10 protein-coding genes and 2 tRNA genes are annotated in these 12231 nt (G+C 57.3%); 10 read left to right on the forward strand and 2 right to left on the reverse strand.

Annotated features, from left to right (window positions below):
• Nucleotides 1–174: 174 nt before the first annotated feature.
• From gcl to AC0L2R_RS02290, 3 genes are all read left to right on the forward strand, one after another.
• On the forward strand, nt 175–1956 hold the full coding sequence (gcl, locus tag AC0L2R_RS02280; RefSeq protein ID WP_473507605.1) for a glyoxylate carboligase: 1782 nt from the start codon (nt 175–177) through the stop codon (nt 1954–1956).
• A gap of 170 nt (nt 1957–2126) precedes the next feature.
• The gene (otnI, locus tag AC0L2R_RS02285) at nt 2127–2918 is read left to right on the forward strand and encodes a 2-oxo-tetronate isomerase (RefSeq protein ID WP_473507606.1); all 792 of its coding nucleotides are present in this window, start codon (nt 2127–2129) and stop codon (nt 2916–2918) included.
• A gap of 234 nt (nt 2919–3152) precedes the next feature.
• Nucleotides 3153–4040: a 2-hydroxy-3-oxopropionate reductase gene (locus AC0L2R_RS02290; protein WP_473507607.1), complete on the forward strand. Its 888-nt coding sequence runs from the start codon at nt 3153–3155 to the stop codon at nt 4038–4040.
• 123 nt (nt 4041–4163) lie between these two features.
• Here AC0L2R_RS02290 and AC0L2R_RS02295 read toward each other — a convergent pair whose 3' ends face one another.
• On the reverse strand, nt 4164–5012 hold the full coding sequence (locus tag AC0L2R_RS02295; protein ID WP_473507608.1) for a TrmH family RNA methyltransferase: 849 nt from the start codon (nt 5010–5012) through the stop codon (nt 4164–4166).
• Nucleotides 5013–5212: 200 nt separating this feature from the next.
• On the opposite strand from AC0L2R_RS02295, the gene AC0L2R_RS02300 reads away from it, so the two are divergent.
• From AC0L2R_RS02300 to AC0L2R_RS02325, 6 genes are all read left to right on the forward strand, one after another.
• A tRNA-Tyr gene (locus tag AC0L2R_RS02300) sits at nt 5213–5297 on the forward strand.
• Nucleotides 5298–5366: 69 nt separating this feature from the next.
• A tRNA-Gly gene (locus AC0L2R_RS02305) sits at nt 5367–5440 on the forward strand.
• Between the two features lie 563 nt (nt 5441–6003).
• Nucleotides 6004–7692 carry a S8 family serine peptidase gene (locus AC0L2R_RS02310; RefSeq protein ID WP_473507609.1) on the forward strand — a complete coding sequence of 563 codons (1689 nt, stop codon included), beginning with the start codon at nt 6004–6006 and terminating at the stop codon, nt 7690–7692.
• Nucleotides 7693–7790: 98 nt separating this feature from the next.
• Nucleotides 7791–8705 carry a caspase family protein gene (locus AC0L2R_RS02315; RefSeq protein ID WP_473507610.1) on the forward strand — a complete coding sequence of 305 codons (915 nt, stop codon included), beginning with the start codon at nt 7791–7793 and terminating at the stop codon, nt 8703–8705.
• Nucleotides 8702–9712 carry a hypothetical protein gene (locus AC0L2R_RS02320; protein ID WP_473507611.1) on the forward strand — a complete coding sequence of 337 codons (1011 nt, stop codon included), beginning with the start codon at nt 8702–8704 and terminating at the stop codon, nt 9710–9712. The genes AC0L2R_RS02315 and AC0L2R_RS02320 overlap by 4 nt, the downstream gene beginning before the upstream one ends.
• A gap of 883 nt (nt 9713–10595) precedes the next feature.
• Nucleotides 10596–10874, forward strand: coding sequence for a hypothetical protein (locus tag AC0L2R_RS02325; RefSeq protein ID WP_473507612.1), 279 nt, complete (start codon nt 10596–10598; stop codon nt 10872–10874).
• 49 nt (nt 10875–10923) lie between these two features.
• On the opposite strand, the gene AC0L2R_RS02330 is transcribed toward AC0L2R_RS02325, so the two are convergent.
• Nucleotides 10924–11811 (reverse strand): DMT family transporter, encoded by an 888-nt coding sequence (locus AC0L2R_RS02330; protein WP_473507613.1) that lies wholly within the window; start codon nt 11809–11811, stop codon nt 10924–10926.
• 307 nt (nt 11812–12118) lie between these two features.
• On the opposite strand from AC0L2R_RS02330, the gene AC0L2R_RS02335 reads away from it, so the two are divergent.
• Nucleotides 12119–12231 (forward strand): GTP-binding protein (locus tag AC0L2R_RS02335; RefSeq protein WP_156465080.1); only part of this gene is annotated, 113 nt, incomplete at its 3' end.

Raw genomic sequence — 12231 nt, forward strand, 5'->3', positions numbered from 1 at the left:
GCGCAATAAAGAAGTTTTTCACTGATTCGCCACGTGAATTTCTTGAAAAACGGAAAATCCAATTAAATCAGGAGATAGCAACCGTTTCTTGGAAATGAAAAAATATTCTGAAAAAATTGAAAAATATGTGGCGCGCTGGCATTCTCGGCCATCAACAATTCCGTGGAGGCTGACATGGCCAGGATGCGCGCAGTCGACGCAGCGGTTCTCGTTTTGGAAAAAGAAGGCACCTCCTGCGCCTTTGGCGTGCCGGGTGCTGCCATCAACCCGTTCTATTCGGCGCTGAAGGCGAGGGGTACGATCCGCCATATCCTGGCGCGCCATGTCGAGGCAGCCTCGCACATGGCCGAAGGTTATACCCGCGCCAGATCAGGCAATATCGGCCTGTGCATCGGCACTTCGGGTCCGGCCGGCACCGACATGATCACCGGCCTCTATTCGGCCGCGGCCGATTCCATCCCGATCCTCTGCATCACCGGCCAGGCGCCGCGGGCGCGTCTCAACAAGGAGGATTTCCAGGCCGTCGACATCGCTGCCATCGCAGCACCCGTGGTCAAATGGGCAGTCACCGTCATGGAACCCTATCTGGTGCCGATGGCGCTGCAGAAGGCATTCCACCTGATGCGCTCGTCGCGGCCGGGGCCGGTTCTCATCGACCTGCCGGTCGACGTGCAACTGGCCGAGATCGAGTTCGACATCGATGCCTATGAGCCGCTGGTGCCGTTCAAGCCGGCAATGTCGCGCGGCCAGGCCGAGAAAGCGCTGAAAATGCTCAACACGGCGGAAAAGCCTGTCATCGTTGCCGGCGGCGGCATCATCAATGCCGATGCCTCGGATCTGCTGATCGAGTTCGCCGAAGTCACCGGCGTGCCGGTGATCCCGACGCTGATGGGCTGGGGCGCGATCCCCGACGACCACCGGCTGATGGCCGGCATGTGCGGGCTGCAGACTTCGCATCGTTACGGCAACGCGACGATGCTCGAGGCCGATTTCGTCTTCGGCATCGGCAACCGCTGGGCCAACCGCCACACCGGCTCCGTCGACGTCTACACCAGGGGCAAGAAATTCATCCATGTCGACATCGAGCCGACCCAGATCGGCCGTGTCTTCGCGCCGGATCTCGGTGTCGTTTCGGATGCCGGTGCGGCGCTGAAAATGCTGCTCGACGTCGCCACCGAATGGAAGACGGCTGGAAAACTGCGCGACTGGTCCGGCTGGGCCAGGGAATGCCAAGGCCGCAAGAAGACGCTGAAGCGCAAGACGCATTTCGACCAGGTGCCGCTAAAACCGCAGCGCGTCTACGAGGAGATGAACAAGGCGTTCGGCCGCGACACCACCTATGTCACCACGATCGGCCTTTCGCAGATCGCCGGCGCGCAGTTCCTGCACGTCTACAAGCCGCGCAACTGGATCAATTGCGGCCAGGCCGGCCCGCTCGGCTGGACGCTGCCGGCCGCACTTGGCGTTCGCGCCGCCGATCCGCAGCGCAACATCGTGGCGCTGTCCGGCGACTATGAATTCCAGTTCATGATCGAGGAACTGGCGGTCGGCGCGCAGCACAAATTGCCCTATATCCATGTCGTCGTGAACAACGCCTATCTCGGCCTGATCCGCCAGGCGCAGCGCGGCTTTTCGATGGATTTCGAGGTCAGCCTCGCCTTCGAGAACGTCAACCGGAAGGACGATCCCGAGGCCGGCTACGGCGTCGACCATGTTGCTGTCGCCGAGGCCATGGGCTGCAAGGCGGTCCGGGTGCGCAGGCCGGAGGAGTTTGCCGGCGCCTTCAAGCAGGCGCAGCGCCTGATGAAGGAGCACCAGGTTCCGGTCGTGCTCGAATTCATCTTGGAGCGTGTCACCAACATTTCGATGGGCACCGAAATCGACAAGATCACCGAGTTCGAGGAGCTTGCCGAACACCACGAAGACGCGCCGACGGCGATCGTCATGCTGGACTAAGCTGTGCTGATATTCAGGTGATGCCGGCCTGCAAACGGCGGTTTCCTGCGCTTCCGGTGCTCACGTACCAAAAGTACGCTCCGCTCCGGTTCTCGGAACCCACCATTTTCGGCGCGGCCTGACCTGAATCTCACCACAGCTTGGGCCGGGCGAGAACAAGGAGAAAAAAGATGCCGCGTTTTTCAGCCAATCTCTCGATGCTCTTTGGCGAGCACGATTTCCTCGACCGCTTCGAAGCCGCCGCCCGCGCCGGTTTTGGGGGCGTCGAATATATCGGCCCTTATGACCATTCGCCCGATGTCGTTGCGGCGAGGCTGAATAAAAACGGCCTGACGCAAGTGCTGTTCAACCTGCCGGCCGGCGACTGGGGCAAGGGCGAGCGCGGCATTGCGGTGTTGCCGGATCGTGTTCCCGAGTTCCGGCAAGGCATCGCCAAGGCGATCACCTATGCGCATGCGCTGGGTTGCGAACAGGTCAACTGCCTCGCCGGCATCGCACCGCAAGGCGTCGAGCGTTCGGTGCTGGAAGACGTCTTCGCCGAAAACCTGGCTTTCGCGACCGAGAAGCTGGAGCAGGCCGGCATCAGGCTGCTGATCGAGCCGATCAACACCGGCGACATTCCCGGCTTCTTCCTCAACTATTCGGACCAGGCCCTGGCGCTCATCGACCGCGTCGGCTCAAAAAACCTGTTCCTGCAATATGACATCTATCACATGCAGATCATGGAGGGGGATCTCGCCCGCACCATCGAGGCAAACCTCGGCCGCATCGCGCATATCCAGCTGGCGGACAATCCCGGCCGTCATGAGCCGGGGACGGGCGAGATCAATTTTCCTTTTCTGTACAGTCACATCGACCGCATCGGCTATACCGGCTGGATCGGGGCGGAATACAAGCCGAAGGGCGGGACGGAAGCCGGGCTGGGCTGGTTCCGGGAGTTTGCCGGGCAGGCGGCGGCGTAGGGGACGTTTACAATTGACGTCGAGTTCCTTCGCGCCCCCCTCTGGCCTGCCGGCCATCTCCCCCACGGGTGGGGAGATTGGACGTCACCGCCGCTTTCGCCAATTTTCGAGGTTGGAAAAGTAAAAGCCGGCGCCGAAACTGCCGATCTCCCCACCCGTGGGGGAGATGGCCGGCAGGCCAGAGGGGGCGCGACGGAACGCGGCCTCAACAAGGAAACACCAGGGAGAACATCAATGGACATCATCGGCTTCATCGGCCTCGGCATCATGGGCGCGCCGATGGCGGGGCATCTGCTCGACGCCGGCTACACCGTCGTCGCCAGCCACCATCGCTCGAAACCGCCGGCCGATCTCGTCGCCAAGGGTCTAAAAACCGTCTCCGGCCATCACGCCGTGGCACGTGCCGCCGACATCGTCATCACCATGGTTCCCGACACGCCTGAGGTGGCCGACGTGCTGTTCGGCGACAGCGGCGTCGCCCCGGGTTTGACCGCGGGCAAGCTGGTCATCGACATGAGCTCGATCTCGCCGATCAAAACGAAGGAATTCGCCAGGAAGATCAACGACCTCGGCTGCGACTATCTCGATGCGCCGGTGTCGGGCGGTGAGGTTGGCGCCAAGGCCGCGTCGCTGACCATCATGGTCGGCGGCGCGGAAAAGTCCTTCGAACGCGCCAGGCCGGTGTTCGAAAAAATGGGCAAGAACATCACGCTGGTCGGCCCCAACGGCGTCGGCCAGACCACCAAGGTCGCCAACCAGATCGTCGTCGCGCTGACCATTGAAGCAGTCGCGGAAGCGCTTGTTTTTGCATCGAAAGCCGGCGCCGATCCGGCCAAGGTGCGGCAGGCGCTGATGGGCGGGCTGGCCGCCTCGCGCATCCTCGAAGTGCACGGCGAGCGCATGATCAAGCGCAGCTTCGCCCCGGGCTTTCGCATCGAACTGCACCAGAAGGATCTTAATCTCGCGCTGGAAGGGGCAAAAGCGCTCGGCGTGGCACTACCCAACACCTCGACGACGCAGCAATTGTTCAACTCCTGCGCGGCCAATGGCGGCGCCAAGGAGGATCATTCGGCGCTGGTCAGGGCGCTGGAGCGAATGGCGGGATATGAGTTAGGGGAGTAGGGGAATAGGGGAATAGGGGAATAGGGGAATAGGGGAGTAAGGATAGGCAGCAAGGCGGGTTGCGGCTCGCAGCAAGTGCATCCCTACTGCCCTACTGCCCTACTCCCCTACTCCCCTACTCCCCTAACCCAAAAACTTCCTCGCCGCATAAAGGCTCACCGCCGCGGCGTTCGACACGTTGAGCGAACGGATGGCGCCGGGCATGTCGAGCCTGGCCAGCGTCGTCACCGTTTCACGGGTCTTCTGGCGCAGGCCCTTGCCCTCGGCGCCCAGCACCAATGCGATCTTTTCTCCCGAAAAGCTCTTTTCGAGTTCCGCCGGTCCGTCCGAATCGAGGCCGATGGTCTGGAAGCCGGCCTCGTGCAATTGGCCGAGCGCGTCGGCGAGGTTTTTTACCTCGATCTGGTCGATATGCTCCAGCGCGCCGGAGGCCGACTTTGCCAGCACGCCGGATTCATGCGGACTGTGGCGCGCCGTGGTGATCAGCGCGCCGGCGCCGAAGGCGACCGCCGAGCGCAGGATCGCGCCGACATTGTGCGGATCGGTGACCTGGTCGAGGACCAGCACCAGCGTGGTATCGCCGAGCGCATCGAGGCGCTTGGGTTTTAGCGGCTCGGCTTCGATCAGCACGCCCTGATGCACGGCGTCGGAGCCGGTGACCTTGTCGATGTCTTTCGGCTCGACCATCTCTGTCTCAAAGGGCAGGGCGGTGAGGTCGGCGATAGCCAGCCGCTCGGCGGCGTTGCGCGTCACCAGCATCTTCTTGATCCGACGGCGCGGATTGTCGAGTGCTGCTCGCACCGTGTGCAGGCCGTACAGCCGCACCAGCCCATCCGCGACGGTCTCTCCTGGTGGTACCGGCTGGCGCGGCCTGAACGCCGGCGCGCCGCCGCTCTTCTCGTCGCGATGCGCGCGGCGCAGCTTGGCGTAGTGAGTGTCTTTTGGGGTCTTGGGCTTGTTATCATTGCTCATGGCCGGTTCTATAGCCGTGTCGTCTGTCTAAGGATACAGCTGCAAAACCCTGCTCGTCGGGTCGTCAACAAATTCAGCGCGTTTTGCCGGGATGTTGCGGTTGACAGTTTTGGGCGCTGCCGCCATAAGGCGCTTCGCGACGGGCTGCTCACGCGGTCGCGACGCGTCGATGCCTCGTTGCATGGCTCCGGCGGCAGACTGGAGAGGTGCCCGAGTGGTTAAAGGGGACGGACTGTAAATCCGTTGGCTATGCCTACGTTGGTTCAAATCCAACCCTCTCCACCACTGCCGGCCCGGAAGCCCTGAAACGCAAGGCCTCGGCGAAAAGCGCATTGCGGTTTTCGGGTGAAATGCGCGGGTATAGCTCAGTGGTAGAGCAGCAGCCTTCCAAGCTGAATATGCGGGTTCGATTCCCGCTACCCGCTCCAATATCTCCTTATCGCACGGGTTTTCCCCCCTTTCGACACTCGTCTTTTCGACACTCGTCTTGACGTTTCGCCGGAATCTGGGATATATATTGAGGATATCTCGTGTGATAACGCGAACCTCAGGCGCGACGCCGACAGACCCCGAGGGCAATCTCGTTTAGGCGGTGATTCATGTCGCCGACATGCAGATTGAGACGGCAGTTAGGTAGCGCTAGGGCGATTCTAAGCGGTCTGACAGGTGTAGGGACAATCGGCCTCGGCGGAGAGAAGTGTGGATGGTGCAGACGATTCACGCACCTGTCATACCGGCCAAGAATAAATTCGCCTCATCACTGCAAGTTGTGAATGCGCTCGTCCTTACCGCCCCACAACAGAAAACTACTGCGATCTGACTTGGGAATGCTTCGGATCATTGTGACAGCCTTGCTACCCGCCGCTACACGAGCGGAGAAGGACCTGCCCCGCTGGATCTTCTGCGCCAAACGAGCATGCTAGCTTTCAAACATAGGGCAAAATAATGTAGGTCTGCATCCTTTGGAATGTATCGAGGGGGAGTGCGCGTCATGCGGAACATGAAATTCTTGCCCGGTGCTCTAAATATTTTGATGCGTTATTCTTGCGCAGTGATTGCGTGCTATTCCCTGGTGAGCATCCGTTTAAATACCGACGTTTTAGCGCAATCGAACCTTTATTATTTGGTGGATGGGAATAAGGTGGAGTTGCGTCCATCCGATAATTATAGGGCCTTTAAGCTAAATCTGCAGACTGGCATCCAGCCTCGGAGTGTTCCTGAGCGTTTAGGAGCTGGTGTAAACGCAACAGTTTCACCGGCATTGGCACGTCACAGTATCGTCGTAATTCCGACAGGAGGGCCACTGTCGACCGAAGGGCTGCGGTCCTCGTTGAATAGCCTGGGGGGCATTGCCTCGGAGCCGCCTGTCTACACCGTTGCTGGGGTAGATCACGTCCTGGTAAATGAATTCGTCGTCCAGTTCGATACAGGCATCTCTCCAGATCAGGCTAATTCTACGATCTCTGAATTCGGCGGCATGGTGACAGATGCAGGTGATAGTGAGCGCGGCCGCTACTATGTCGCATTCAAAGATACTGACGAGGTCGGTGCTTTGGAGCGTTCTAATCAATTGAACCAAGCCGCATCTGTTCGTTATTCCGAGCCGAATCTTATCAGGCTATATCCAGCACGGCCGCGAGGTGAGCCGCGGAACGGAGCATTAGACAGTTTTACCTGCGATCCTAGCGACATCCGTACCGATAAGTTCTTCTCGTGTCAGTGGGCCCTCGACAACCGTGGCAGCCCCGTGGGGATTGTGGACGCAGACGTGAATGCGTTGGACGCGTGGTCGTTTGTTTCAAATCCACCAGCCTCGCTTCAAATTGATGGTGGCGACCCGGTTATAGTTGCCGTTGTGGACGAGGGTGTTGATACTTCTCACGAAGATTTAAGAGACATTATTATTCACCCATACGACGCTGTCGACGATGATGACGATCAGCAACCTAGGTCCTCAGACGGGCACGGGACCGCGTGCGCCGGTATTATAGGAGCGGTAGCGAATAATGCTGTGGGCGTCGCCGGAGTTGCGCCAGGAATCAAATTGATGCCAGTTCGGATAGCGACCGGGAATATTTTTGGCGGGTGGGACACCGATAACCGCATCATTGCACGGGGTCTTGAGACGGCCGTAGACCGTGGCGCGCACATCTTGAGCAACAGCTGGGGAGGTGGTGCGCCATCGAACCTAATCAACGATGCAATTGACTATGGCCTTGAAAGGGAGCGGGTATTTGTGTTCGCAGCGGGCAACGAACACAGCCCTGTCAGTTACCCGGCACAACTTGCAAGCAAGCGGCCCCTAATTGCCGTGAGCGCTACAAATGAATGGGATGAATTCAAAAGTCCGACATCGCGAGACGGCGAGGTTTGGGGAAGCAATTTTGGTCCAGAAATCGTAGTTGCAGCACCTGGCGTCCACATACACACAACAGATATTACTGGATCCGACGGTTATGAGAGTGGTGACTATACGTCGTCGTTCAATGGTACATCGAGCGCAACTCCTTTCGTCGCTGGAGTCGCTGCTCTCATGTTGTCTCTCAATCGTAGCCTAACGCCTCGGGAAGTGAGAGACATTATCAGCAAAACTTCTGATGATCTCGGAGACTCTGGTTTCGATGACTTCTTTGGACACGGCAGGCTGAATGCAGGTAAGGCGGTTCGTGCCGTCCCGTGAAGGCGGGGTCAACTTGGCGCGAGCTATTTCGCTCAAAACAAAAGGTGAACGATTTTCAGCGCAGTTCTTTTTAGAGTATTCAAAGGGTGGTTGGCCGCATGCGGATGAATTTACTAACAGGAGCAGTGGTACTTCTTTGCATTGCTGTTGTGACCAAACCCTTGCTTGCCGCGGAGCAATTAGCGGCTTCGGGCAAACAAACTAAAATCGCGCTACTAATCGGGAACTGGGACTATGACCAGAACCGAGTCTACACCTATGAGCAATTGACCCCAACCAATCGTCTAACTGACTTGAGCAATCCTTGCAACGATGTGGAACTTATAAGAAGTTCTCTACTTAAGTTGGGGTGGAGTAAAGACGACATTTTTGTTGTGTGCAACGGTCATAGAATTGATATTCTGAGGAATTTGGAAGATTTTTCACAGAGATATATGAAGGCCTCCCAACCTTTTGGGTTTATTTATTATGCTGGCCACGGCATTCAACTTGATCGGGATGCTTATATTTTTGGAACAGACGCCGAGTTCGACATACCATTAGTGGTTGATATGTACGTTAAGCATGGATCCCGTGCAACCCTGTTCAGGGGAGGCATTAAGATCACCCGGGAAGTTTTAGGGATGATTGGGGATCCGGGCAGGGGTACGGTTTTGGTTGTTCTTGATGCTTGCCGAGATAATCCGTTGTATGAAAAACTTGCGCAGAAGGGATTGGTCGCATCAGGACCCACTAAGCAGTCGGCGCTGGCCGTCAGGGGAATAAAGATGTTTTATTCTACGGCAGACGGTGACCCTGCTCCAGATGGCAATTTCAATACAAATAGTGAATTCGCGATCGTGTTCGCAACCCAAATGGTTAAGCTACCAACAGTCGACCATCTGCTTAGAACAGTTGCTGATGAAATTTTTGAGAAGACAAAGTTCAAGGCCCGGCCGCAGGTTCCAGATGAGGCGGGATCGCTGAACAGGCCACCACCGGAAATATGCTTCATGGAGTGTCCAGTCCCATGACTAGGATCCTTTTGCTATTGCTGGTCATCTTCTTTTCTGGGGCGAATAGCACGATTGTTCGTGCTCAAGAGACGATCTATTCCCCAGAGAAGACTGTGTACAAATCTGACTTTACTGTGGAGGAGGCGTTTCCGCTCGCTCAACCCGTGACAGTCGACGTCATGTATTGTGGTCATTCCGAAGCGAATGCGTTAGCCGCTGCTGAATATGCTGCATCGCTTGGCACTTTCGCTCGCATGACAAACTCCTCTTATGGTTCTTCAGATATACCCGACGCATTTGTAAGGTCTGTGCGGCTCCGATCTGCCGCAATGGGCAGTTTGAGCACAGGATACGACACCGGAGTCGATGCTATCTATCTATCTGAAGACAGCATATTCATAAGGAAGCTAGCGGCATTGTTAGTTGGCGCTTCCGGCAGAGATCTCCCAGTTAAGTTGTCGCGAGACAGCATCCCCGGGTACATGCGTGTGGTCTTCTGTGCGTCGTCCGGCGACCTTCCTCCAGCTCCGAAACGTATTTTCGTACAAGCGTACAGTCGGAATCAAGAAGAGTTAGCGCGATCATTAATCGATCGCTTGAGTAAGCAATTTCCTAGTTTTAATGTCGCCAACGCAATTGATTACGTGCAAGCATCACCTGACGCAAATGAGGTTCGGTACTTCCATTCAGAGGATGCCGATAGTGGAAACAAAATCGCTATTACAATGTCAGCTATCTTAGGTGCTCAGGTGACGCCGAAATTGGTGGCTGCCGATGCAAAACCTGGGACGATTGAAGTGTGGCTTGGCAAGAACGCGCTCCCGGTTGGAAGCAAGACGTTTATTGTGTGTGAGGGTGAACATAAGTCGCGCTGTGCTGGTAGTTTCGACGAGTTTCTCTTTTGCTATGGCAACTATGATGCGTTGGCGGCAGCGCGAGGCTGTTCGCGATATACTCGGAGCCAGATATCGTCTCGCGGAGGCAACAAGTGTGGCTACGCCATAACGCTAATAACGTGCCAATAAATCGTCAATATCAACTCGCCGAGATCGAGGAGCAGTGCCGCCGAGAGAGTCGGCAAGTAAGAAATATATATATGACAATTATATCTGCGTGCTTTTGGAGGGGCGATCGAAATGAGGACACACAGATTTCTTTGCACAATTTCCACTGCTATTCTTACGGGGTGTGCGGCGTTCACTCCAAAGGACGTTGCAGATCCTACCACCTTAACCGTCGAGAATGCCCTTTCAGACGTAGGGGCGGGTTTTGCGCGAATGAAGAATGAATTGCGCCAGAGCGATCTAAAGCTAGGCTTATTCCCATGCAAAGTTACCGTAAGCCTTAATGTAACCGCCGCGGCAGATCAGGGCGGAAAGCTTGTTTTAGATGCGTCAACAGCGCCAACAACTATTGCGCAGAATACAGTTACACAGTCAATTTCCGCGGGCGCTCATGTTGAGCAAACGAATAGCTCATCTGCAACTCGCGGCAATACGGTCGTTGTAGAAATGTATAGCATAAGTTGTATCCCAAAGGATACGCTGGCGGGAACTCATCCGGGCAGCGTTAAAGCAGTCACTGATAGCGCCGTCGGAGGTGTAATATACGCGCCCCTTTCGCCTCCCGCTGCCCCGCGCTAGGTCGTTATTCGGCTACGTTCATTCTGAACGATTAGTGGCACTCCGGTTCTGAGTAGGCCGGACGTGGACAAGGAGAAGCTTGGAAGGCTCGGCATTCCGGTCGACCGGACTTCGATACCTTCGTTTTCAACATCGATAAATACTGCGCATGTTCGTGGGAGATCCAGTTCCACGTGGCGTCGCCGCGCTATTTTGCCGGCTGCAGCCTGTTCCTGTTCGAACAGGGTATTCAAATTCGAGCAGAGGTGGAGGCGTTTTGTCCTCCGTGAGCGGCAGTGCATTCGACCTGCCCCGGCTGCAGGTCGGCGGCAGGAAAATCAGCCCCGTGGATCTACCGTCGGCGGCACTGGCCAAGGCGATGCGGTTTTGCCGCTACGACTATGGTTTTCTTGTCGATTATTACGACCGCAGAAATGGGGAGGCATTCCGGAGGGCGATCCCAATGACACCTCTACGCTGCATGTTTTCGGCGATCCGGCAGCTTTGCGGATGGCCGGATCGTCTACCCCCGAACGCCGCGCGATTTCATTCACTTAATGTCTGAACGCTCGCTTGTTGAGCCGAGGATTAGCCTTTAGGGGCAGTATCCAGGTCTAGGCCACGACGGTCAGTCGGCGCCTACGCTCGTCGAGCGACACGATCGTCAGGCCGCTGGCCACCACCAGCAGGATGCCGCCGATCGCCAGCGCGTTCGGCAATTGCTGGAACACCAGCAGGCCGGAAATGACCGCCCAGACGGTGAAGCAGTAGTAGAACGGCGCCACCACCCCGGTTGGCCCGGCGCGATAGGCCATGAAGATGAAGAAATGGCCAAAAATCAGGAACAATCCGGCCCCGGCCATCAGCAGCAAATGATGCGTCTCGGGCATCACCCAACGCTCCGACATCAGATGCGCGGCGCCTGATCCGACCAGCACCACCACCACCGCGGAAATTGCGACGATCATTCCGGGCACGTCGGCGGCGACCCGGCGCCCGGCGAGATCGCGCGCGGCGGCGAACGCCGCATTGCCGAGCGCCAGCAAGGCGTAGACCGAGATTCCCTGCATCGTCGGCTGCGCCACCATCACCGCTCCGATGAAGCCGAGCCCGATCAGCGCCATGCGCAAACCGCCGATCCGCTCGCCGAACAGGACAGAGGAGCCAATCAGCATGAGCAGCGGCGTGATCTGTCCCAGGGCGGTCGAATCGGCGATCTGCATGTTGGCAAGCGCCACCACGTAACAAAGGATTGCCGCCAGCTCGAGCAGGTTTCTTTGCAACACTCTCCTGTCGAGGATCAGCGGGATCTGCCTGGCGTAGCCCAGCGCAAACAGCAACGGGATGCCCCACAGCGTTGCCGCCGTCCCGCGCAAAAACAGCACTTCATAGGGCGGCAGCCCAACCGTCGCGAGCTTCAACATGGTGTCGTTGGCGACATAGGACCCGGTCGACAGGATCATGAACAGCGGGCCGCGGATAGCGATCGGAATGAATTGCATCGGATCAGGAAATCAGACCGGCGTCACACCGGCAATGGGCCAGATCCGGCAGTAAATCCGGCAATGCGGACAGGCGGAAGCGGCAATATCCGTCGGTTGAATGCCGGCAGCCGCGGAACCTATGTCAGGCCATTCCATTTCTTCTTGTTCGTTCCTATATCCGCGCCACATCCCCGAAAACCGGATCATGGGTTCAGACCGGGTGAGAAAGCCCCCGGCCACAAGACACTTGTGTTTTTCGGCCGCAGTCGCTAATCGCCCCGCATTCGACTGAACTGAAGGTCCCGGCCGTCCAAGGAAAGAGACTATGGCAAAAGGTAAATTCGAGCGTACAAAGCCTCACGTGAACATCGGCACGATTGGCCATGTCGATCATGGCAAGACGTCGCTGACGGCGGCGATCACCAAGTATTTTGGCGA

The organism is Mesorhizobium sp. WSM4820 (assembly GCF_055811075.1).

Bases quoted from the DNA above. Each gene is read 5' to 3' on its own strand.
- AC0L2R_RS02310 (WP_473507609.1), top strand. From the start codon at position 6,004: ATGCGGAACATGAAATTCTTGCCCGGTGCTCTAAATATTTTGATGCGT.
- AC0L2R_RS02290 (WP_473507607.1), top strand. From the start codon at position 3,153: ATGGACATCATCGGCTTCATCGGCCTCGGCATCATGGGCGCGCCGATG.
- otnI (WP_473507606.1), top strand. From the start codon at position 2,127: ATGCCGCGTTTTTCAGCCAATCTCTCGATGCTCTTTGGCGAGCACGAT.
- AC0L2R_RS02320 (WP_473507611.1), top strand. From the start codon at position 8,702: ATGACTAGGATCCTTTTGCTATTGCTGGTCATCTTCTTTTCTGGGGCG.
- AC0L2R_RS02330 (WP_473507613.1), bottom strand. From the start codon at position 11,811: ATGCAATTCATTCCGATCGCTATCCGCGGCCCGCTGTTCATGATCCTG.
- AC0L2R_RS02295 (WP_473507608.1), bottom strand. From the start codon at position 5,012: ATGAGCAATGATAACAAGCCCAAGACCCCAAAAGACACTCACTACGCC.
- AC0L2R_RS02315 (WP_473507610.1), top strand. From the start codon at position 7,791: ATGCGGATGAATTTACTAACAGGAGCAGTGGTACTTCTTTGCATTGCT.
- gcl (WP_473507605.1), top strand. From the start codon at position 175: ATGGCCAGGATGCGCGCAGTCGACGCAGCGGTTCTCGTTTTGGAAAAA.